Source organism: Pseudarthrobacter sp. NIBRBAC000502771 (genome assembly GCF_006517215.1).
Taxonomy (GTDB): domain Bacteria; phylum Actinomycetota; class Actinomycetes; order Actinomycetales; family Micrococcaceae; genus Arthrobacter; species Arthrobacter niigatensis.
Window position 1 is genome coordinate 3421297 of the sequence record NZ_CP041187.1, and the last position, 21487, is coordinate 3442783.

Annotated in this window: 19 protein-coding genes and 1 pseudogene; 5 read left to right on the top strand and 15 right to left on the bottom strand. The window is 61.7% G+C overall.

The features are described 5' to 3' along the window. Positions 1-231 precede the first annotated feature (231 nt). Genes NIBR502771_RS15960 through NIBR502771_RS15970 form a run of 3 tightly spaced genes read right to left on the bottom strand, consistent with a single transcriptional unit; the run spans position 232 to position 1836 of the window. On the bottom strand, positions 232-543 hold the full coding sequence (locus NIBR502771_RS15960) for a hypothetical protein (protein ID WP_141160614.1): 312 nt from the start codon (positions 541-543) through the stop codon (positions 232-234). A 30-nt stretch (positions 544-573) separates the two neighbouring features. After that, the gene (gene ssb / locus NIBR502771_RS21245; protein ID WP_371706604.1) at positions 574-1563 is read right to left on the bottom strand and encodes a single-stranded DNA-binding protein; all 990 of its coding nucleotides are present in this window, start codon (positions 1561-1563) and stop codon (positions 574-576) included. 6 nt (positions 1564-1569) lie between these two features. Continuing rightward, positions 1570-1836, bottom strand: a complete 267-nt coding sequence (locus tag NIBR502771_RS15970; protein ID WP_141160615.1) for a glutaredoxin family protein — start codon at positions 1834-1836, stop codon at positions 1570-1572. 551 nt (positions 1837-2387) lie between these two features. Between NIBR502771_RS15970 and NIBR502771_RS15975 the strand changes: the two genes are divergently transcribed. Continuing rightward, positions 2388-2615 (top strand): DUF2188 domain-containing protein, encoded by a 228-nt coding sequence (locus NIBR502771_RS15975; protein ID WP_120693051.1) that lies wholly within the window; start codon positions 2388-2390, stop codon positions 2613-2615. 445 nt (positions 2616-3060) lie between these two features. Here NIBR502771_RS15975 and NIBR502771_RS21250 read toward each other — a convergent pair whose 3' ends face one another. The 7 genes and pseudogenes from NIBR502771_RS21250 to NIBR502771_RS16000 form a co-directional block, all read right to left on the bottom strand. Further along, positions 3061-3540 (bottom strand): DUF5956 family protein, encoded by a 480-nt coding sequence (locus tag NIBR502771_RS21250; protein ID WP_223995547.1) that lies wholly within the window; start codon positions 3538-3540, stop codon positions 3061-3063. A 1147-nt stretch (positions 3541-4687) separates the two neighbouring features. Continuing rightward, positions 4688-6928 (bottom strand): site-specific integrase, encoded by a 2241-nt coding sequence (locus NIBR502771_RS15980; protein ID WP_141160616.1) that lies wholly within the window; start codon positions 6926-6928, stop codon positions 4688-4690. 71 nt (positions 6929-6999) lie between these two features. After that, on the bottom strand, positions 7000-7977 hold the full coding sequence (locus NIBR502771_RS15985; protein ID WP_246839698.1) for a site-specific integrase: 978 nt from the start codon (positions 7975-7977) through the stop codon (positions 7000-7002). Positions 7978-7986: 9 nt separating this feature from the next. Continuing rightward, positions 7987-8217, bottom strand: a pseudogene (locus NIBR502771_RS21255) (site-specific integrase); the annotation flags it as partial. A gap of 145 nt (positions 8218-8362) precedes the next feature. After that, complete coding sequence (locus NIBR502771_RS15990) at positions 8363-9685, bottom strand: ParB/RepB/Spo0J family partition protein (RefSeq protein ID WP_141160618.1); 1323 nt, start codon at positions 9683-9685, stop codon at positions 8363-8365. A 609-nt stretch (positions 9686-10294) separates the two neighbouring features. Then, positions 10295-10645, bottom strand: a complete 351-nt coding sequence (locus NIBR502771_RS15995; protein ID WP_141160619.1) for a hypothetical protein — start codon at positions 10643-10645, stop codon at positions 10295-10297. Positions 10646-10721: 76 nt separating this feature from the next. Next, positions 10722-11153 carry a hypothetical protein gene (locus NIBR502771_RS16000; RefSeq protein WP_141160620.1) on the bottom strand — a complete coding sequence of 144 codons (432 nt, stop codon included), beginning with the start codon at positions 11151-11153 and terminating at the stop codon, positions 10722-10724. Between the two features lie 1323 nt (positions 11154-12476). Here NIBR502771_RS16000 and NIBR502771_RS16005 point away from each other — a divergent pair. Genes NIBR502771_RS16005 through NIBR502771_RS16015 form a run of 4 tightly spaced genes read left to right on the top strand, consistent with a single transcriptional unit; the run spans position 12477 to position 13909 of the window. Continuing rightward, on the top strand, positions 12477-12809 hold the full coding sequence (locus NIBR502771_RS16005) for a hypothetical protein (protein ID WP_141160621.1): 333 nt from the start codon (positions 12477-12479) through the stop codon (positions 12807-12809). Beyond that, positions 12790-13116, top strand: coding sequence for a hypothetical protein (locus NIBR502771_RS16010; protein ID WP_141160622.1), 327 nt, complete (start codon positions 12790-12792; stop codon positions 13114-13116). Before NIBR502771_RS16005 ends, NIBR502771_RS16010 begins: the two co-directional genes overlap by 20 nt. Positions 13117-13149: 33 nt before the next feature. Next, positions 13150-13434 carry a hypothetical protein gene (locus NIBR502771_RS21130; RefSeq protein WP_256371454.1) on the top strand — a complete coding sequence of 95 codons (285 nt, stop codon included), beginning with the start codon at positions 13150-13152 and terminating at the stop codon, positions 13432-13434. After that, complete coding sequence (locus NIBR502771_RS16015) at positions 13361-13909, top strand: hypothetical protein (protein ID WP_256371455.1); 549 nt, start codon at positions 13361-13363, stop codon at positions 13907-13909. Before NIBR502771_RS21130 ends, NIBR502771_RS16015 begins: the two co-directional genes overlap by 74 nt. Before the next feature lie 185 nt (positions 13910-14094). On the opposite strand, the gene NIBR502771_RS16020 is transcribed toward NIBR502771_RS16015, so the two are convergent. The 5 genes from NIBR502771_RS16020 to NIBR502771_RS16040 form a co-directional block, all read right to left on the bottom strand. Beyond that, positions 14095-15078 carry a hypothetical protein gene (locus NIBR502771_RS16020; protein WP_141160623.1) on the bottom strand — a complete coding sequence of 328 codons (984 nt, stop codon included), beginning with the start codon at positions 15076-15078 and terminating at the stop codon, positions 14095-14097. Between the two features lie 88 nt (positions 15079-15166). Beyond that, positions 15167-16048, bottom strand: a complete 882-nt coding sequence (locus NIBR502771_RS16025) for an abortive infection family protein (protein ID WP_141160624.1) — start codon at positions 16046-16048, stop codon at positions 15167-15169. Positions 16049-16209: 161 nt separating this feature from the next. Beyond that, complete coding sequence (locus NIBR502771_RS16030; RefSeq protein WP_141160625.1) at positions 16210-16935, bottom strand: hypothetical protein; 726 nt, start codon at positions 16933-16935, stop codon at positions 16210-16212. Positions 16936-17516: 581 nt separating this feature from the next. Next, the gene (locus NIBR502771_RS16035; protein ID WP_141160626.1) at positions 17517-18878 is read right to left on the bottom strand and encodes a phenylacetate--CoA ligase family protein; all 1362 of its coding nucleotides are present in this window, start codon (positions 18876-18878) and stop codon (positions 17517-17519) included. Between the two features lie 11 nt (positions 18879-18889). Further along, positions 18890-21484, bottom strand: coding sequence for a cation-translocating P-type ATPase (locus NIBR502771_RS16040; protein WP_210411241.1), 2595 nt, complete (start codon positions 21482-21484; stop codon positions 18890-18892). Positions 21485-21487 lie beyond the last annotated feature (3 nt).

Genomic DNA, 21487 nt, shown 5'->3' on the forward strand with positions numbered 1-21487 from the left:
ACGCTGTTCCAGGCTGCGCCCGCAGCATCGAGTGTCTTTGCATCCACTTCCCATGGGCCAAGCTGCACCAGCTGTTTTGAGCCGACATTCATGATGATTCCCCCATTCGTAGCGCTCCTGATTCCTTGAGTCTAAACGTCAGACCCGGAGGCCGGACCCCGTCAGGTGTTATGTGCGGTGGCAATTCGCGCGGGCATCTTGCCACCATTCAGAGGATCGCCTGTGGGAGCCTCAGCGATGGTCGCTGGCTGGCCCCTGGGAGGCGCGCGGTTGCTTATCCAACCTCGTTTGGCTTTGCTGAGTTTCCTCGCGAGTTCGTTGTCCCGGTCGCATCTGACCCGCGGGAACTCCACGCCATTTTCTTCCCCCGTTGTACTTGCGTTGCAAACGGCGCAGTTCCCGCAGCGTGGCTGCTTCGACGAAGGCCGTGATCGAGGGGTAGCCCTCGATCCTGCCCACGGCCTGAATTGCAGCACGGATCTGGTCCGTGTCGTCTTCGGTGAAGTAGGCCGAGACAGTCTTCGACTTCTTAGGAATCGGCATCTATTGCTTTCAAGCTAAGGGCCCGTGATGTCAAAAGGTAGGTTCCTCGGCGCGGGCCGGCTGTGCGTACCCTTCAGCGGTTGCAGTCTTGCCGAACCAAGGGTCATCGTCCGAGTATCCGTCGGCGCCGGCCTGGACTCCATCGGCTTCCTGCGGGGCTTTGAGCCTGTCCCTCCGGCCAATGCGCGGGGCTGTCTCCTGCACGGGCACTTCGTCTGGCGCCGGGGATTCGTCCTGCACGGGACGATTGCCTGTGGTGCGAAAGGCGGTCGCAGCCGTGTAGCGGAGAGACAGCCCTATGTCGTCAATCTCGAATTCAATAACCGTGCGCTTCTCCCCCGCCTTCGTCTCGAAGGTCCGGGGCTTGAGCCGGCCACTGGCAACGACACGGCTGCCCTTGGCCAACGATGCAGCGACGTGCTCCGCCGCCTCGCGCCAGACCGTAGACCGAAGGAATAGTGTCTCGCCGTCCTTCCACTCCTTACTCCGGGCATCAAACGTCCTGGGAGTGGAAGCTATGGTGAAGTTCGCGACCGGAGTGCCTTCAGTTTTACCGAACTCACGGGAAACCGGAGTGAAGCGCAGCTCCGGATCCGATGTCAGGTTTCCAATGACAGTAATGGTGGTTTCGCCGGCCATGATGGTTCCTTTTCCTCGTGTGCTGGTGATGTTCTCGGTGGATGTTGTGGGTTCGTTCTGAGGTCCGGTCCCACCTGGTTCGTCGTGGGTGAGGTCGTTGGGCTGGTACTGGTTCGCAGTGTGTGAGTCCCAGAGACTCCCCTCCCCCAGCGGGGCGCGGCTGATCGCCTCAAAGTACCGGTCATCCCCACCGACACCTGGGTTGGCGTAGTCGTCGTACAGATCCTCGGTAAGGGGTTCCACAATGGCGGTTTCCACAACGTAAGGGTCCACCACGTCGGTGGGAATCCGGCCGCTCGGGTTGACCTGCCGGAACAGGTCCACCTCCAACGGGATCCGCGGGCTGAGTTTGTACCCGACGACCGGGCGCGGGGTGGCCACGGCCCCTCACGCTGCCTTGTGACTCATGGCCGTTTGGACAAGCTTGTCGCGGCGCAGGCCGGACCAGTGGTCCTCGTCATCAGCGTTGTTCACGACGACCGGCGCCTGGGAGTAGCCGAGTTCGGCGGTGATGTACTCCAGCGCTGCCGGCACTTCGGTGATGTCCACGGCCGTGTAGCTGATGCCCCTGGAGTCGAAGTAGTCCTTCGTCTTCTCACAGTTCGGGCACTCGGGCTTGGTGTAGACCGTGTAAGCGGTGGGTGAAGCAGTCATTTTCAGCACCTGGTTTCGTATCAAATGAGTTTCGTTCGTCTGGCTGACTTGCTACCTCAATTTTAGCAATCATTCAACTGAATGAATAGAGGTTTTACCGCATATTCTAGGCCTTTTTTGCGCTATACCTGAGCGGACATTCTGCACTGAGCCACGGGGACGGATGGCTGGTCGCGCCGCCGGCGACTGTGGTGATCCCCGCCGGTTCGCCAAGGGCCTCGGCCCCCTGTGCCTGAGAAGCCCCAAGCCCTCGGAAGTGCTGATAGGTATCCGGCGGGGTGGCAATGCTGAACGGGCGTCGTCCCTGCTGCAGGAACATGAACCACGGCGAACAGCGAGCCCGGCAGCGCATGGTGTGGACCATGGGAGAGGGAGCCGTCCCGGACTTGAAAAGTAAGCATGCTTGCTATTAGGTTGGTGTCAGCTTCGCCGCCTGGCCCCCATCAGGCGGACGGCGTTAGGAAAGCCTCGCGGTCCCAAGTGCTGCGGGGCTTTTCGCTACTCGCGTTCACAGCGGGTGTCAGGATCCGAATCGGCAGAGGGAGTATGCAGTGGCTCAGGGCGATATCGAGACGTACTACGAAGACGGCCAGTGGAAGAACAAGCGTGAGGGTACTGACCGCGCGTTTGGCGCCGGCTACGGCACCAAGGAAGAAGCGGTGGCTGCGGGCCGGGAAGCGGCCCAGGCTGACAAGGTGGAGCACGTCATCAAGAACCAGGACGGCCAGATCGCTGAGAAGAACAGCTACGGCCACGATCCGCGGAACGTCCCGGGCTGATTACCGAGTGCCGCTTTTGCGTTGCGACTTGTCTGGAGATACAAGAATGGCCGGCGGTTAGGCCGGCCATTCTGCGTTCTCCTCGGCAAAGGAAACTTATGGGTTCAGCTTAGCTGAATGTTCTTCTTCGGGTGCTGCAGCCGCTGGGAGCGTCGTTGTTCCCTGGGGGCGCGGCACCTGGTGGGCGCGGACGTGGGGTGCGTTAATCGGCGGTCCGTCGCTGGTGAGTCGCTGCTGTGGGTTCGCCCTGGGCGGCGGACCGCCCGACTTCTGGAAGGTTCCTGGCCTTCCTGCGGCGATTGGGCCGGGCCTGTGCCGGGCGGGGTTTGGGATCCGCCGCCCGGCACAGAAGCCGTGGTTTATCCGGCTGTCTCTGTCTTGTCGCCGCTGTCGATGATGATCTGCTCAACCTCGCTTGCTGTGTATCTTCTCCGGACTAGCGCAGTCAACGGTCATCGCCCTTTCGTCGTTGGTCTGCGTCCGTCCCCTCTGGAAGGGAGTACAGCGCAGCTATGACTTCCTCGATTAGGGGGCGCCAATTTCTAGGATGCGGATGACTGGGTGGTTCAACCGAGTTGATAGCGGCGTGGACCTCGCGGTGAAAGGTGTGGGCAGACTCGTAGGCATCCGGCACGCGGAGAAACCAACGATAGCCTCTAGGCCTCGCGGGGATCCCAGCATCAGCCAAATATGCATCTACGGAGTCATCCACGATTTGGCGGTCGGTTTCGGTAAACGGCTCATCGAAGTGATCAGTGGCGTCACCTCGGGCCCGCGTCGTTGAAACAGTGCGACTCGCGTCCGAGTTCGGATACCGACGCAGATTTTGTGGTCCGGCGGCCCAAGCGATCAGGGCGTCCCAACCCGTCTCGTCCAACTCGGCCCAACGGTCAGATGGCTCAGCTATCGCGACGCTCTCCCACATGGACTCCTCCTGTTGTTAGATCCGCTCTCCCACATGGACTCCTCCTGTTGTTAGATCTCTGGGGTTATACATCAACTTCCTTTGACGTATAACCCCAGACTCGCATCTATTAGAAGTAGCAGTTCTGCGTCCCTGGGCAGTTAAAGGAAAGCGTCGCAAGATTGGCGGCCCTGTACGTAGGGTAACCGGTTGGCGTGAACAAAGTTTGGAAGGCTCCGTGGTAGTAGTTGCTGTTGCTCAAGTAATTTCCGTATACGGTGCTGTAGTCATAGCGCCAAGTCGGTGAATACGTCGTTAGCGTTACGTTAGGCAATCCATGATTTCCACATACGATAGGAAATGCCGTGTTTTCGATGCATTGCACTTGGGTGGATGAGAAATATAGCTGCGGCCCGTTGTCCCAAATGCCGACCGCCCTCCATTGGGCCGAACGACCGTTCAAATTCGTCCTGAGGATTGCGTCGTAGTTGCCTATAACTCCATACTCATTGCCATAGGCCGCATTACCTTTAGTCTCGGATATATAACTGCTGATATTTCGATGGCAGATAGTGCCAAACTCGCACCAACTATCGTAATCGTCTGCCGCCAGAAGGGAGACGCTGCCGGACGCGGGCCGGTTTGCATAGTAGTCGGTTGACTTCATCGCTATAAACTTCTCCGAGTGCTGCCCCGCGGCATCCTTGTTGATGGTGAGGCCCTCGGCATTGCAGACCCACTGCTGAAGCTTCATCTGAAGGGCCATGTCGACGCAGGGCTGAAGACCTGGCCGCACGCGTTCCCCAGCGGAAGACTTCCCGTTGCCTGGACTGTCTGACTCGCCCGCAGCAATGGAAGGTACGGTTATTTGGAGTGAAAGAACTAAAGCGAGGCCGACACTTAGCAAAGATTTGGTTATTAATCTGGTGCGATTTAGCATGATTTCCCCTAAAGCAGATTCCCAAACAGTCAGGACCGCGCCGAAGGCAGCGGCCCGCCCTTTCGTTAGATAACGGCTGGGCTTACTGGATCCGCAAACATGCTTTCATACTGTTCTCGCGTAGCCCCCCAGCGCAGCGCGAAATGGTGCTCCTAAACTAAACCCGCACCCCAGAAGTGTCAACTGATTTTAGAGATACATCCGAGCTGAAATTGCAATTACTTGCCTCTACGCGCGTGAAACGCGAGGCATTCCAAGCGACACCTGCCTCACCATCTGGCCCAGCTTCTCACGGGCCGCATTCACACTGATCTCTATCCCTTCGAGTTCGCCGAGCCATCCGCGCTGCTCGGCTTCGATCTTCCTGCTCTCGAGGGCTTCGATTATGTCTTCCAGGCGAGAGCGTTGTGATGGGTCGGGGCGCAGCACCGGGCAACGGATGCAAGCGTGTTCATGGATGCAGGGGGTCCCGTAGGCTCGTGCGCAGCTACCCAGCTCGACCTTTCTCTTTTTGAAGTGTTCGTGGAACTCGCTTATCTCTGCTTCCGTCGGTTCGAGATAATCGTCGGCTGGCCGCAGGGACCTGCGCCTGTTGAGGAAACTGCGGAAGTTACGGAGGGTTTCCTCGTCGTGGATGGCTGCGTACCCCTGGGTTGTGGAGATGTTTTGATGGCCCATGAGCTTGGCGAGGATGTGGATGGGCAGCCCTGCAGATAAAGCCGACGTGGCGAAGAGCCTTCGAAAATCGTGTGGCGTGAATTTGTAGTCGTTCCCGTTCTCGTCTTTGAGGCCGGCCCTGCTAATCGCGTCCTTGATGGCGATCCTGACCCAGGCGGGTGACATCGTTCGGCGTTCGCTTCCGGTGTGTAACTGGAACAGGTGCGGTAGGGGCGGGCTGTAGACACGCTCTGCGTCGTCGTAGCGGACTGCCAGGGGAACGCGTCCGTCAGCGGTGGCAATCCGCCTCTTCACGAGTGCGAAGACATGGGCGAGTTCGGGAGAGATGAGGAGTATCCGTTCCCTGTCGGTCTTGGAGGGGACGATCTGAAGAAGTGGAAGCGCCTCCCCGGTTTCGGGAAGTCGGTAAATGGAGAACGCATGAGTGGTGATCTCGACCAATTCCTCGATCCTTACTCCTGTCTCGTTCAGTGTATTAATCAGAGCCCAACTCCAGAAGCAGTTGTCCTCGAGTTGAGTCAGGTCAAAGCGGCGTTCATAGCGGCCGCCAATGACCCAGACGCGGCCTGAACCTCGCGGTGCATTAATCGTTCGCCGCCTCAGCTCGATGCGGCGGTAGGTGATTCCTTGATGTTCAAACTCCTCTCCTTGATCAACGGCTGTTCCTGCGGCTAATAGTGCTTGAGCATCCTTGAGTTCCTGGGCGGCGCTGGTCAGCAACTTCGGCAGAATCGGGCTCAAGTCCCGGATTCTTTGATGGATTCGGGCTTGGGTCCGACGCTTATGTTTAGTGGCCCCGGAGGTATCTTCCCGCGTCAGGAATGAAGGGGCGGCCCATTGGGCCCAGTAGGCGTCATCGGTGGCCCAGGATGCGATGTCCAGGTAAAGGCCCCTGACGATAAACAGCGTGCGGTGCTTGGTCGAGATGGATCCGTGCGTGAATCGGCTGAGCCACGCTCGGCCTTCTTCGAAGCTGATACGCAGGCTGTTAGCTTGGGGGTTGTGAGCTTCAATATCGAGCCAGAAGTTCTTGACGAGTTCGTAGACCATCCAGCGAAGGGTGGAGTAGTCCACCGAGGGTTCTCGAATTTGGAGGTAGCGCACCAGCATGTCCCTTACCGGTTGGTTTCGGATGCCGTAGGAGTCGACCATTTCGGACACGGAGGGCCGTCGGCCGGCGACTGCCTGCAATAGTCCTGGTGTGGTGGAGCCAAAGATCCCGAGATCTTTCAGCGCGGCCCAGGCATAGGTGAGCCCGTCCGGTGTCTTGCCCCGCCCGATCTGGTAATCCCGGAATCCCAGCAGATGTTCTGGTCGTAGCTCCTGCAAGTGCGCGCCGGTGTGGGCCAGTACTTTCGTCATGACCGTGAGGCCGTTTTCGATGTTTGAAGGTCTCACCTGCAGCCCTAGCCCATGTTCGGTCATCTGAGTGAAGAAGTCCGGGTGCCTGTTCAAGCGAATTCGGTGAAGCCTTGGTGATCCTTCTCGAAGCCAGGTGTAACTGGGGCGGATCGCGTCCAGCGCTATGAGGTCTGCGATTCCGTTCGCGGATTCGAAGGCTGCCCGGTTAAGATAGATCCCTTTCCAGGGGCTGCCGAGCCGGTCTTTCCAGTCACGGCCAGGGTCTTGGCAGCCAGCGTTTTGCCACCGTTGCTGCCATGTTTGCCCCTCGAATTCAGTCAACGCTTTCAGAATGACCCTGACGCCCCGGACAGTAACCGCATCGGCGCCGGTGAGGCTTTTGGCGCGTTCAATCAGCTCGTCCTGGGCTATCGAGGAGAGGCGTGGCATACAGTCTTGCGGGTCGACTTCCGGCGTTGGAGGTGCGATGGGAACAGGCGAGGAGGGGACGTAATCGCGAACTATTGCCACTGGCTGCCTCCAAAAAGTTCGGTCATGTCTGCAGCCGAGTACGGCGATGGACGATCAGGAGGGGCCCCGGGACTCCTCTTCGCTGCCGCTCGCGAGATGAAATGCTGATTCACCCGTTCGATGACTTCGTCCTCGCGGAGCCGCAAGTAGTTCTCGGTTGTGGTGATGTGGACGTGTCCGAGAACCGCCTGGATATCCGTGAGGGAGACGTTCGGATCTCGTGCCATGCGGATGGCGGCTGTGTGGCGGAAGTCGTGGAGGGTCCAGTTAGCACCCAGAACAGTATTCACACGCCGAAGAATGCCTCTGGCGGCTTCGTAGTTCAGCGGCCGGTAGGGCTTTCGTAAAGTCCACCAGGCGGCGGACCCTGCCTGGATGAGATCTTCGGGCAACGAGTCCTGGTAAAGCCGAAACCACGTGAAGGCCTCGTTAGACGCGGGGATCCGCTGGACCGCCCCGGAACCCTTGCGCACGACGGAGATGCATTGTTGCCCCACATCGACCATGCCGTTGGTTAGTCCGACAAGCTCCGAGGGTCTGGCGGCGCTAGAGACGTAGAAGGCGACCAAGGCTCTGTCCCTGTCCGTGCCGAGCCTGGTGAACAGGTCCTCGAAGGCCTGATCAGGAATGGAGCGGGGCGCCTGGACGGGAACTTTTTGGCGGTAGTCAGCTCGAGGTCCTTGTCGGTATTCCTCTTCTGGGTTGTGGTGCGCCCCAAAACGACCGTAATGTCCCGCCCGCTCCGGCACTGGATTCCGCAATGGCCCGGTCAATGCTCTTCGGTGGAAGTCATAGAACGCGAAGAGCACTGACAGGTTGTGATTGATAGTTCGTGGCGAGTATTGGGCGCTCAAATAGGGCTTGCCCGACACTTCGTTAATAGCCGGCACCGGCCGCCGTGGCCGCGCCGGCTTCTTCGTCGATGCCCGAAGCATTGTCACGAATTCCCGTATGTCATCGCGGGTCACGCGGTTCCATTCCTTGCCGGAACCCCATAAAAAGCGGAACCACCTTAAAAGGTCCCGCGCATAAGACTCAACACTCGACGAGCTCATCCCCCGCGCCCAGAAGTCCTGCAAATACCGCTCCACACTGGGCACGCGCGCATCATCACGGTCCAACATTTCCCAATACGGAGATACTGGCAAGGCTCTAACCCTGCCAACGGATGGGAGGTCACCCACGATGCCCTGATTCTGAATACCCATACTGCAGCCTCCGTTGGCTCAGTCGTCCGAGGCCAGCAACCTCAGGGTCTGACAGATCCTTACTTCACAAGGATCATGCTGCCGCGGAGCACTGACATTTCATTACCTCCGGGCTGCAGTGTCTTAGTCCCCGTGATCCGTTTGCCTACGCCAGGGAGGAGACGCCTGCCTTAGTCCGGTCAACATATCCCCATGCGACCAGCTGGTTCAGGTAGTCCCGGTGGGTTTGGCCCGGTGAGCGCCACGAGTCTTTCTGGATGGTCTTTTCATACCCGGCGCAGATCAGCGCAATCAGTCCAAACTCCGGCCGGGCGGTCGTCTTGGCGACGTGGTCCCTGAGCGGGTTCCACGCCCACTGGTTGGATTCTTCGAACTTCGCCCCGACCATCTCTGCGGCCACCTTCCCTTCGTAACCGCTGGCGGTTTCGGAGTGGTGGGTGATCGCGTGGAGGGTGAAGTACTGCCAGCCCTTGGGGGCCTGCTTCTTCGCCAGCAGGTTCTTGACCCACTCCCGCCGGACGGTCGTAGCTGACTGCATCAGCTTGTTGTTCTCGATCAGGGTCTTCCGTTCGGCTTTCTGTTCCTCGGTCATGGGGCCTTTGGGGGCCGAAGAGGTGCCGTAGCCGCTGTAGTAGCGGAGCGTGAAGCCAAGGTCTTTCCAGCCGGTCACGACGGGGACGGCGGAGTGCTCGCCGCGATAGTCCGTCTCGATGTAGACGGCGTTTCCGTCCTCGTCGGTGGCCGGTTCCCCATCTGCCCTTTTCAGCGAGGTAACGCGGAGGGTTTCGCTGTCCTCCCCGTACCCGCATTCGGGAACAACGATGGTTCCTGCCGCTTCCAGTTCGGCGGTGAGTGCGGCCAGCGCTGCGGCGCGGTCGCGCTTGTCGCGCAGCTGCTGGGTGACGTGCAGGAGCATGTCGGGTTCGTCCATGATGACCGATTCGATTTCGGCCGTCGCGTCTTCGTCGGACTCAAATTCGGCCAGAATCAGGGCTTCTTCGATGGTGTAGCCCTTGCCCAGGGCGGTGGCTCCGGTCTCGGTGGACTTGGCTTTGAGTGCGGACTCGACGGTGGTCTTGGTCCGTCCGGTCTTTTTGGCGATCGCGGCGGCGGAGACACCGATCAGGGACAGCTGGTGGTAGGCGTCGGCCTCGTCGGCTTCGGTGAGTTCGGCGCGCTGGATGTTCTCCACTACCTGCGTGACGATGCGTTCGGCTTCCTCGGGGCTTTCGATGATCATTACCGGAATCAGGGGCCGAGCCGCTTCGACGGCGGCGCGGGTGCGGCGCTGGCCCATCAGGACGTGCACGGTTCCGTCGTCCCTGCGGTGAGCGATCACGGGTTCCATGACGCCGTGTTCCTTGATGCTGGCGATGAAATCTGAGGTCAGGGCGGCGTCCTTGCGGACGTTGACATCGACGGTCAGCGTTGCCGGGTCAAGAATTTCCAGCGTGGGTGCTGCGTTCATTGGTGTTGCTCCTTCTTGCCGAGAAGTTGGGTGGGTGGGGCGGCTCAGGTGACCGGCCAGCTCCCCTCTCCCCCCCCCCGTTGTTTTTGGCTGCTGGCGAAGCTTGCGGAGCTGTGCACGTGCAGGCCCGTCTACCCGCAGGGCAAGACCCGGGAAATCTTCGAAAGGAAATAAGCGACGAAGGAGCGCCGGAGAAGACTTTCCCGGGCCGCAGGCCCCGGAGGAACGAAGGGGCTAGAGGGGCCGGAACGGGCACGTACAATCCGAAGGACAGCAGCCAAAAACGTCGTAGACACACAGGTTCAGGGGGTCCGGAGCTCTGCGACGGCGCGCCCTGGACCCAACAGCCGGCCGCGCCAGCGGACGCCCAAGACAAACTGGTTGAAGCGCAGCGGAAACCAGGGCGAGCCCAGCGAGCCTGCCCTTCCACTCCCCTGCCCAGGGACAACCCAACGGCACCACAGCCCATGGCCTGCCGCCGGCGGCCGCCAACCGTGCACCTGGTTACTGCGGAATTGGCGGTCCGCCGCTGGCGACCACCAACAAAGACCGGCCAGGACGGCGGACCGCCCGCGGTGACCGGCCCCGAAAGACCGGCCACCCTCGGGCCTATTCGCGGCGGTCGTGCAGCGGGACGGCTCCGTAGTGTCCGGCTGCGCGGCGGAACCGTGAGTCACTGCTGAATATGAACGTGCCGCCGAACATGTACCACGGTGCGGACTCACCTTCCGGGGCGACCGGCTCGGCGTGGATCACGCTTTCGCGGTGGAAGTGCTCGTTTTTGACGAGCCGGACGGCGGGCCGTTCCTCGGTGGCCTCGAAAACCGGGTCGATGCCCTCGCCAATGACGGTTACTTCCATGACGCGGGCGGAGATGCCCCGGTTCGAGAAGTCCGTGCCCAGGGCGTCGCGGTAGACCAGGGCGGTGATGCCCTTGGGGGCGGTGGTGTCGTTGCTCATGTGCTGGCTCCTTTGAAGTCGTGGGGGCTGTACTGCCCGGCTCGCGGCCGGGCAGTACAGCCGTTGCCAGCGCTGGTTAGGCGGCGTCCCGCACGGCGAATGGCATCCGGTAGCGGCTGGGCAGTTCTGCGGCGGCTTCCGGCAGGTCTGCCGGGCCTTGGGCCTGCCCGTTCTTCCAGTGGTAGAACGCCTGTTCAGTGATCGCGTCCCACAGGCGGGCCTTGGTCCTGTAGTAGGTGCAGGTCACGTCACCCTCGCAATAGGTGGCGATGCCGAACAGGTTGCCGATGCTGTCAGCAGAGCGGGTCACAGCGACCATCACATAGGGCCACTGGCCAAGGTCCCAGCCGTCACAGCCCCAGCTGGAGAGCACGGCCCAGCCGTGCTCTTCGATCAGTTCCATCCAGTCGTAGCCGCCGTTCATGTGGTAATCACCCAGCACGGTCACACCGTCGATGGTTTCCTCCGTGTCCGCGAGGGTCACGGTCTTTTTGCTTACTGCGCTCATGTGGTGTTGCTCCTTCTTGCCGAGAAGTTGGGTGGGTGGGGCGGCTCAGGTGACCGGCCAGCTCCCCTCTCCCCCCCCGTTGTTTTTGGCTGCTGGCGAAGCTTGCGGAGCTGTGCACGTGCAGGCCCGTCTACCCGCAGGGCAAGACCCGGGAAATCTTCGAAAGGAAATAAGCGACGAAGGAGCGCCGGAGAAGACTTTCCCGGGCCGCAGGCCCCGGAGGAACGAAGGGGCTAGAGGGGCCGGAACGGGCACGTACAATCCGAAGGACAGCAGCCAAAAACGTCGTAGACACACAGGTTCAGGGGGTCCGGAGCTCTGCGACGGCGCGCCCTGGACCCAACAGCCGGCCGCGCCAGCGGACGCCCAAGACAAACTGGTTGAAGCGCAGCGGAAACCAGGGCGTCGTCAATAGGGCGCTTTGCTCCCCCCGCGTCTGGCTTCAGCCTGGCAGTGCCGAGAGGCGGACTCACGGACTGTGGGCCCGCCTCTCGCCTGTTTTATGTTTCCTGGTCCTTCCGGGTCTTGGCGGTGGCGCGGTAGGCGGTGATGGAAGCACCAAGTGCTGCCAGGGAGAGCACGAAGTTGATGATGGTCAGTGGCTCCATGATGGTTTCCTTATCGTTGAACAGGACTTAGTCTGGGAAGGAGCCGGTGGCCGCAGCCTTGCGGTCACGACCACCGGGTTCGTAGCTACACCTACTTCCTTGCTTTACGCTTACGCTTCCGAGTTGCCGCTCGGGAGCGTTTGCTCGTTAAGAGCGCGTTCCGCGTGGAGAGCAGAGCGATGACAGCTGTCATCAGGCTCACGACCGCTGTCGCGAGCTTGATCGCTTCGTCGGTGCTCATGTAGCCACCTCCTTCCTGCCCCGCCGTGCGAGGCCCCCGCTGTCGCAGCCGGTCGAGGGTGGGCCGTCAACCCCGAAGAGTGCGCGGGGAAGCCCGCGAAATAAGGGAGCCCTGGCGACCGCGTGGGATTGTCCGTGTACGTGGGTTGATGGGTCGGGCCCCCGGCCGGCTACGATGAGCGGCCTTGTACGGAGAACAACCCAGCCAGATGTAAGGGAAAAACAAGCATTTACAGGCCGGAGCGCAGCGAAGGACCGTCTCCTGGGCGCAGCGCAGCGGAGACCAGGGCTCTTAGCCCGGGTTATGCCCATTGGCGGGCAGGTGGAGCCCTCCGCACAGTTCAAAGCTGTCCCCACTGGGTCTAAGCCGGGGGTCTCGTTGTCGTACCTCTCCCCCATGATGAGAGCCGGCGGCCAGCACCATGGCCGCCGTTCTTTGGCGTGTCTATTCGAATATATGTTCTAAGGTTGTGGTATGTCCTCCGAGAGTTTTGCGGCCGCGCTGCAGGCGCAGTACGCACGGCGGGCCGGCCCAATCGGGTTGACCGCGGAAGAACTCGATTTCGAGCACTTCCCTGTCAAGAACGGGTATCCAGGCATCCCGGTGAAGGCATGGATCCGGTTCCCGAACTGCGCCGAGCTGGTGGACGGCGAGGTCTTTGCCTGGACAGCGAAAGCAGCCGAAGTGACGTGGAAGGACGGGCCGGTCACGTACCGGACCTGGGTATGGAGTTCGGCGGTCACCCGCCGGGAGGAAATGATGAACAGGAATTTGGGAGAGCGGACCCGTGGCAAGAACAGCAAGTGATAAACCCCTGGACGTCCCCGTACAGGTCAGATTTACCGCGAAGGGCATACCCCTGGCCGTCAGATATGACGACCGGATCTGGGCCGTGGCCGCCGAACCAGTGCGCTGGTTTACGCGCTCGGACTGGTGGAAGACCGCCAAGCGGGCACCGGTTGGCTGCGGTGACCTGGTCAGCGTCGAACACTGGCAGGTCCAGGTCCGCCTGACCTCAACCTCGGCTCTGCGCACGTTCGAGCTGCGCCGCGACCCACTATCGGAACAGTGGTTACTGGCTGGCATCACGGACGCAGGAGCCGCCGCCGCCTAAGCCTGTTAGGGCTGGCGGCTGTAGCGTTGCGCTATGACAGAGGATGTGCCGCCGTCCTTTCATCCGTCCGTGTCCCTAGCCCTGGCTAAGGCCGTTGAGTCGGTCCCGACAGAGGCGGCGCTGCCTGGCGGTAGCCGCTATGAGCCGAAGTGGGACGGGTACAGGGCATGCGTCCTGGTGTCGGCCTCTGGAGTGTCCTTGTACTCGCGCCAGGGCAAGGATTTATCCAGCTATTTCCCGGATCTTGTGGAGGCCCTGGCGGGGGCAGGTTCCTCCCGGTTGTGTCCTAGATGGCGAGGCCCTGATTTGGACCGCTGACAGGCTCGATTTCGATGCCCTGCAGCGGCGCCTGGTCACTTCAAAAGCCGCCTTGCCTGCCCTTGTGCGGGAACGACCGGCGTCATTCGTGGCGTTCGACCTGCTGGCCGTCGCCGGGCACGACATCAGGGACGCGCTGCTGGAGCAGCGCAGGGAGCTGCTGGAGCAACTGGCCGCTGACTGGCAGCCGCCGCTGAACCTTTCACCGATGACCACGGACCGCGCCCAGGCGCTCCGATGGTTTGAAGAACTGCACCACGCCGGACTGGAAGGGCTCGTGGTCAAGGGTGCCGGGCAGAGCTACCAGGGCGGCGTCAGGCAGTGGTGGAAGGTGAAGCGGCGCCAATCCGTGGATGTGGTGTGGGCTGCGGTAATCGGCCCCATGGATCGGCCGCAGCACGTCGTAGCCGGTCTGCCCGTGGAAGGCCGACTAAGGATCGTGGGACGGTCTACGGTGCTGCCGTCTAAGGCTTAACGGGAGCTCGGCGCCCATCTGCGGCCGCCGCAAGGGCTGCATCCCTGGCCAGAAGTAATCACGGAAACCACGTTGAACAGATTCAGCAAGGACAAAAGCCCGGTGAACCTCACGCTGGTAGAGCCATTGGTGGTCGAAATTTCCGCCGACGTGGGCGTGGACAGGGAACACGTTCCGCCACGCTTTCAGGTATCGCGGCCGCTGCTTATGCTTATCTCGACCTCTGGGCGGTCCCAGATGAGTCTGAACGCTTGGCGGCGGTGGTAGACGACGGGCTCGATTATTTTCAGATCGCAGAGACGGTCCAATGCCAACCCTGTAGCATCGTCAGTCGCAGCCGCGAGGTCCACTGTGGATAGAAGGTCGACAATGTACCCAAGGCTCCCGGCCCTCCCGTAAGCAAGATCGCGTAGACCATATCGATACAGGCTTCGGTTGACGATGATCCCATCACCGCTATCAATGGCCCGATGTGGTCTTCCGGGTTCGCCATCCATCTCAATCGTTCTCTGGCTGTGGCTGCCGAAATAGTCCAAGGATTCATCGCCAAGACGGCTCAGAGCTTCTTCCTGGACGTCGGGATTGTAGAGCGCCCTCAGGATCCGGCTAGCTTGCCTCTGGGCCACCATGGATGCGAGGTAGCCGACAACGATGACGACGACTGCTGTCCAAAAGAGGGGGTAGAACCATTCCGATGGGAGTTCCACGTCGCCAACGTTGAAGAAGGTTCTGAGCCCGTAGGCCGAGAGTATGAGGGCCCCGGCCCCCGCGAACGGTACTGAACGTGCTTTCGTGAAATCGGCCGATGCTTGGGTCGCTGTGGCTTTAACGTTTGTCCTCATGGTTAGGGTTGCATCCGGACGGTCGGGAGCGACTGTTGGCTCTTTGGCCAGGTTTTTTTGAAGGGCCTCCACCATCTGACTCACGAGTGAGATGGGCACTAGATCCGTAGATGCGGACGCCCCTGCCTGACCAGTTCCAAGAAGTTCACCGCGGGCCTCAATGAGAGCAACCTGGCGTGAGTGTTGGGCCGCTGTAGGTCGGGGCACTTGCAGGTCTCTGAGTTCGACGTTGATAGCGCTCAGGAGATTTTCTTTGGTCGGCTCAACACCCGGACCGAGATCGATTCCGAGTCGAGCAGCGAGGTCAGGTATTCCAGGGTGCGGCATCCCCAAAATTTACCCTGCCGAGGACTCCCCTCGGTTTGGCGGTGTAACAACCACTGTTGGCATGTTAGGCCCCGCCTCGCCGACTGGCTTACCTCGCTTGATCATGACCGGTCTCTTTGGCATGCCAAGGCGCCCTTTCGTCAGACAGGGTGTCGAGGATGAATTCACACCAAAGCTTCGCAGCGTTGACCGCCAATCGTGCGTGACGTGCACCGAGACCACTCCGTACTGCGTCATGCCCGTGGCCTGTACCGTAACCAGCGTTTCTTAATTCGGCGACTCCGGTCGCAACTGTGCTCGCTGCCCCGAGAATGCGGCGCACTGACGGGGCTGCATCTGGCCCCCCAGCCTGTGTCGGATGCACACTTAGAGCCTCCTGTGCACGCCGCACAAGGTCCGGCACTTCTTCACGCCCCGACAGCACTTCCCCTCTTTCCCGCAGGACGAGTTTGGCTGTGCTCTCGATAAGTTCTTTTGCAGAACCTATGGCTTGGGCAGGGTCACCATGCCTAACTGCCCGGCTTATCCGATCAAGGTGTTCCAAAATGACTGCCGGATCGGTAATGCCAGCCAGAAGTGGATCCTCGACCACAACAGCTTCAGGCCCGCCAACAATTTTTCCCTCATCAGTCCACTCGTAGCCGTCCCGTCTGAAAAGACGCCGCATGCGCTCGACACGCTCGGCGCCTGGTCGATATTCATTGGTCGGATCGAACAACCAGGAAAGCGCCGCTTCAAAGACTCTGAGCGCACGTGCAACTTGCGACGGGTCAGTCCAATCAACATGATCTAGATAGCCCTGGAAGTGAGTAACTCGCTGACCGCCAACTGGCTCCGGATCGTCAAATACAGGAGCAAAAAGTTCGTCCTGCCAGAGCTCATCGATCTGACCCAACGTCGTGCCGCTCATGAAATCCCGAACAGCGTCGCGTGCACGTCGACTGACCAGCTCACGCCTATGATTCGCCATGATCACGAGAATATGGCGAAACCTACTAAAGGCACGATTTGGCGCGTCCCACTTCCCTAGGACTGGGATGGTCGGTCGGTGGACACAAAGGTCCAGGGCGAACAGAGCCTCGAGCGGTTCGCTTCACTGCATGCGGCAGCAAGGGCACCGGTTGGTGCCATTTACCAGGACGGAGAGCCGATGTCTGCCAAGGCTTTGAGGCGATAGCGCTTACGAACGCGCATTCTTAGGTCGTCGTCTCCATACACTTCGGACGACATTGTGAGGAGTCCGAGGTCTTCGAGCTCCTTCGTGGCCCGCGTCCAGGTGTCATTAGACATGCCATATTGGGTCTTTCGGTGCCCTGCCATGACTTCTCCATCCTGGCCCGTTCCGCCCGTGAGCTCGCGGAGTGCAAGGTATACGGCTAAGGAACGGCCATTCAGCTTGAGGATCCATCCGTTCGCCCACAGTTCGATGGGGAGCGTAACATAGCGCCGCTCGAATTTCGCGCCCCATTCTTCCCCGGTACCGTCAGGCCTCAGCAAAGTGATGTGAGGAATCTTCCCTGGCTCAAACTCGCGCCGAATCAAGCGCTTTGATTCCAGCCATTTCAGAGCAGCGTTTATTTGCCGGGGACCGGTGTCAGCCGGCAGGTTAAGCATGGCTGCGAGCCCTCTAGCCGTCTTCTGTCGAAGCACGTAAGGATGTCTTGTCGCCTGCATCCTCAGTGTGAGGTAGAGCCGCAGCCTGACCTCGCCTCCGCGGCCGCCGCGCATCAACTGTGAAAGCAGCGGCTCCTCCTCTTCCCTGCGGACGAAGACGATGGGGAATTGAACTGAGGAGCTTCGCTTGGCTCGATCTACAGCGTTCTTCAGCCTCACTAAGGCATCAACCGGCTCGTCCAAAGCGATCCTCTCAACAAACTTTGCACTCTTGGCGGAACGACCTGCAGTTCACGTGATTCGCGGAGTCCTCGGTGTCCTTGTACTTCTTCTTTTAAATAGATTCCGCAACAAGCGTAGATGGTCCATGCTGCAAATGCTTGAATAACCGGCTACGAACGACCTCTCACATCGCTGCAAGCGCTATCCTGCACCGCTCGAAAGGCGGGGGTCTGTGGCTAGTCGGAGGCTCACCCAGACCCAATGATGGAGGGGAAGCAGATTGGTCCCCCCCGCCCTGGCCGGCGAGGGGACCATCTTTTAGAGAAAGGAGGTAACCGAGTGAGTCACGGCTTCCGTATAACTGTGCGTCTTACAGTAGCTGGTCTCGAAATTACTATCGAGCCCTTGTAGGTGAGGGGAGGGGGTCAATGCACCCCCTCCCCTCACCTTTGAGCTGTCCGGCGGGGGCCGAAGCAGCACTACTGGTTATCGTCGGGGGTCCCTGTGTCATTTTCAGAAGTCGTCTGCACCGAATGTCAGAAGTGCCGTGCACTCGTGCCGTCCTGAGACTTCGATGGAATCCCCGGGCGGTCGCGCTCTCGTTATTGCGGTTCGGGTAGGGCTCGTACGAAGGGTGCCTTGCCGAGGGTAGTTCGTTCGAGGTGTTCGGTGATGTGCACTTCTACGTCCGTGGCTGCTGCGCCGGCTTTCTTGAGCGCTGCTGTTACTGCGGTGCGGACGTTTTCTGTGGAGGCTCCCGGGGCGAGGCCGGCAAGGAGCACACGGAGTTTGGTGGGTTCCTGGATGACCTGCCATCCGTTGTATCCGGCCTCGTCGAGGATGTGGTGGAAGACGATTGGGTGGATGTGGATGACGCCTTGTTCCCCTGGGAGGTGGAGGACGTCTTCGAGGCGGCCTTCGATGTCTTGGAGCACAGTGAAGGATCGGCCGCATGGGCACTCGCGCCCGCCGAGTTTGATGGTGTCGGACATTTCGTAGCGAATGAGTGGGACGGTCCGGGAAAACAGGACTGTGACGAGGAGTTTCGCGCCGGTTGTTCCGTTTGGGACGGGGTTTCCTGCCGTGTCTATGGGCTCGATGATGAGCAGGTCTTCGTAGACGTGACGGTTCCGGTAGGTGCAGGGGGACGCGATCCCTGCCGTTTCGGTGGCGGCGTAGACATCGAAGGGTTTGCTCCCCCAGGCGGCTTCCAGTTCGGCAGCTGCACGGGGGCTGAGGACCTCGGATGCGGACATGACGCCTTCCGGAGCGATGCGCAGGCGGCCGGCACGCTGCTCGGCGGCGAGGGGTTTGAGTGCTGAGGCGTAGCCGACCAGGATCCTGGGTTGGAACCCGTTCAGCGCAGCGACCGTCTCTTCCATGGGGGCGGTGACGTCCAGACGGAGGGCGGGGACGATTCTGGAGCGCAGGGATGCTCCAACGACGGCGGACTGGTGGGTGGGGATGCGGGAGCTGACAAGCGCCATCTTCAGGGGCCTGGTAATGCCGGCGGAGATCCCGGCCCAGTCGTTGGCCCGGGCGTAGGAGGCCAGGACGGTCGCCCATTCGGTGCGGTTCCAGACAAAGGTTCCGCGCCGGCCTGTGGTGCCGGCTGTTGCCGCGGCCCACCATTTGCCCTGCCAGGGCAGCCCCGGATCCCCTCCGGCCTGGGTGAGGGCCCGTAGATGGTTTTCGAGGTCAGCGAGCCTGAGGTCCGGTGTGGTGAGGGCATCGTCGAAGTGCTCCATCAGGTCAGCTTTCGTGACGGGCGGCAGCTGGTCCAACGGGGCGTTGTGGAGGCCTGCGTGGTGGTGCCGGTAGAACTCGGAGCCGGCGTAGGCCGCCCGGCGGAGCTCCTGGAGGGCGTGTTCCTGGTGGGCTGTGATGTGGGCGTCGTCCCAGTGGTCCCTTTGTCGCCACGCGGCGCGCAGGAACAGTACCTGGGCGATGAGGCTTGGGTCCATGGGCGGGTTGCCTATCGGGTGCCCGCCGGGGCCAGCGGCCGGGTTTGACGGGTGGTGGTGGCTTCGGGTGTTTCCGGGCGGGGCAGCCGGAGCCGTTTGAGCAGGAGGGCGTTAACGGCGACGAGGAAGCTGGATCCGGACATCGACAGGGCCGCGATTTCGGGGCTGAGGGCGATCCCGGCGAAGGCGAAAACTCCTGCCGCGATGGGCAGCGCTATCGCGTTGTATCCGACGGCCCAGCCCAGGTTCTGGCGCATTTTGCGCAGGGTGCCTTTGCCGATCCGCAGCGCGATGGGCACATCGAGCGGGTCCGAGCGCATGAGGACGACGTCGGCGGTTTCGATGGCCACGTCGGTGCCGGCGCCGATCGCGATACCGAGGTCGGCCTGAGCCAGGGCCGGCGCGTCGTTCACGCCGTCACCGACCATGGCGACTTTCTTCCCGGCCTGTTGAAGTTCGGCGATTTTCGCTGATTTATCGCCGGGAAGCACTTCGGCGATAACGGTGTCGATGCCGAGCTGGCCGGCGATCCTGCGGCCGGTGGCTTCGTTGTCGCCCGTGAGCATCACGACTTCAATTCCGGCCTCGTGCAGGGCAGCGACCGCCGCGGCGGCAGTCTCCCTCGCGGCATCTGCCATCGCGATCACCGCAGCAGGCCGGCCGTCCACGGCGACGAGCACGGCGGTCCGTCCGGTGCCGGCGAGTTCCTCGCGCACCTGCGCCAGGGGTCCGAGGTCGATGCCTTCATCGACCATGAGTTTGCGGTTCCCGACCAGGACCCGGTGTCCGTCCACGGTCGCTCCGGCGCCGTGGCCGGGAACATTAAGGAACTCCGTCGCCGCAAGCTCGGGTACGCCCTGCGCCTGGGCATGGCGGACCACTGCGGCGGCCAGGGGGTGTTCGGATTCCTTTTCCACGGCGGCGACCAGTGCCAGCAGGGTGCTTTGGTCAATGCCTTCGACGACGACGTCGGTGACTTCAGGTTCGCCCTTGGTCAGGGTGCCGGTTTTGTCCATCACGACGGTGTCGATCCGGGCGGAGACTTCCAGGGCAGTGGCGTTCTTGAACAGGACGCCGCGTTTGGCGCCGAGACCGGTGCCGACCATGATGGCCGTTGGTGTGGCCAGGCCGAGCGCGTCGGGGCAGGTGATGACGACCACGGTGATGGCGAACAGCATGGCCGCTTGGAGCCCGGCGCCGAGGGCGAGCCAGGCCGCGAAGGTCACGGTCCCGCCGATCAAGGCGACCAGGACGAGCCAGAACGCGGCCCGGTCGGCCAGCCGCTGGCCGGGGGCTTTGGAGTTCTGGGCTTCCTGGACGAGGGCGACGATCTGGGCCAGGGCGGTGTCGGCCCCGACCTTGGTGGCCCGGACCCGCATCGTACCGGTGGTGTTGATGGATGCGCCGATCACGTCCGATCCGATGGTCTTGGTCACCGGCAGGCTCTCGCCCGTGACCATGGATTCGTCGACCTCTGACTGGCCCTCCTCGACTTTCCCGTCGACGGGGATTTTCGATCCCGGCCGGACCAGCAGCAGGTCCCCCACCTGGACGTCAGAGGTGGGAATCTCGACCGTCTCGCCGTCGCGGATCACAACCGCGACCGGCGGGGCGAGCTCGAGCAGGGTGCGGATGGCCTCGTTCGCCCCGCCGCGGGCCCGCATCTCGAACCAGTGGCCCAGCAGCACGAAGGAGGCCAGGACGGTCGCGGCTTCATAAAACACCTCGCCGCCCCCGGTGAGGGTAACCCACACGCTGTAGAGCCAGCCGGTGCCCACGGCGATCGCGACCAGGACCATCATGTCCAGTGTGCGGGCCTTAAGTGCCCGGTAGGCGCCGTCGAAGAAGATCCAGGCCGAGTAGAAGATGACCGGCAGGGACAGGATCAGAGCCATGACGTCATCGCGGAGCCCGAACGGTGTCGGGGCGGTGAAGCCGAGCATGTCCCGGCCCATCGGGGACCAGAGGACAACACCGATCGACAGGACCGCTGCGACCAGGAAACGGTTGCGCATGTCCTTGACCATGTCATCCATCGACATCCCGCCGTGGTGGCCTCCGTGCCCCATCATGTCCTGCGGGGTCCGGGCCATCCCACCCTGCATCCCCGCGCCGTGCCCTGCGTGGGCGTCCGCCGCCGGGTGGGCGTGCTCCGTGCCCGGTTCCGCCGGTGCAGGGGCATGGCCGGTGTGGTGATCGTGCTCCATCGCCTGTGGTGGACCGGCCGGTCCTGGACCGGGATGGGCGTGACCGGTGTGCGGGTGGGCAGCGCTCTTCGTCGTGGGCGTGGCGTGCTTCATCCCGGCGGTGTGGTGTTCTTCCATCGGGTAGCAGACGTGGTCGGGGACGGACTCGCCGCGGCAATGATAGCCGCAGTCCCGGACCCACCCGGAAATCTGCTCCAGCGAGGTCACGGACGGGTCAAAGCTCACGGTCGCGGTTTGGGCAACGGGGTTCGCCTCAACCCCTGCGACTCCGGGCCGCTGCGAGAGGACCCGTTCGATGACGGCTTTGGATGTGGCCCAGTGCAGGCCGCGGACTTCCACAACAGTGCGTTGCAAAGGCGTGGCCGGGGCGTTGGTGCCGGGCTTCGAGTCAGCAGACATGGT